Origin of the sequence: Desulfobulbus alkaliphilus (assembly GCF_016918545.1) — a bacterium.
GTDB classification, from domain to species: Bacteria; Desulfobacterota; Desulfobulbia; order Desulfobulbales; family Desulfobulbaceae; genus Desulfobulbus; species Desulfobulbus alkaliphilus.
The window spans coordinates 1-391 of sequence record NZ_JAFFQC010000418.1 but is presented as its reverse complement, the minus strand read 5'-3'; the positions used below and the strand labels follow the sequence as shown (position 1 = coordinate 391).

Genomic DNA, 391 nt, shown 5'->3' with positions numbered 1-391 from the left:
GGGTCAGTGAATATCTGGTCGCGCCCTTGCAGCCGCTGCAGCTGATCGCGGCCATCGGCGGCCTGTTCAACGACCCGGCCCAGCCCTTCGTCGGCCGCACCATCGCCTTCGTCGGCGCGCGGGGCGGGGCGGGGGCCTCGGCCGTAGCGCACAACACCGCCTATGCGATTTCTGAGCGGATCGGCGCCAATACGGTGATCGTCGACTATGACCTGCCGTTCGGCACCGCCGGCCTGGACTTCAACCAGGACCCGCTGAACGGCGTCGCCGACGCCCTGGGCCAGCCCGACCGGCTGGATTCGACGCTGCTGGACCGGATGATGGTCCGCTGCACCGACAAGCTGAGCCTGTTTGCGGCGCCCGCCAGTCTGGACACGGACTGGGACATCTC

General features: G+C 68.8%; 1 protein-coding gene. It reads left to right on the top strand.

The window, feature by feature from the left end; genetic code table 11:
* Positions 1 to 391 (top strand): CpaE/TadZ family protein (locus tag JWG43_RS21190; RefSeq protein WP_504208241.1); only part of this gene is annotated, 391 nt, incomplete at both ends.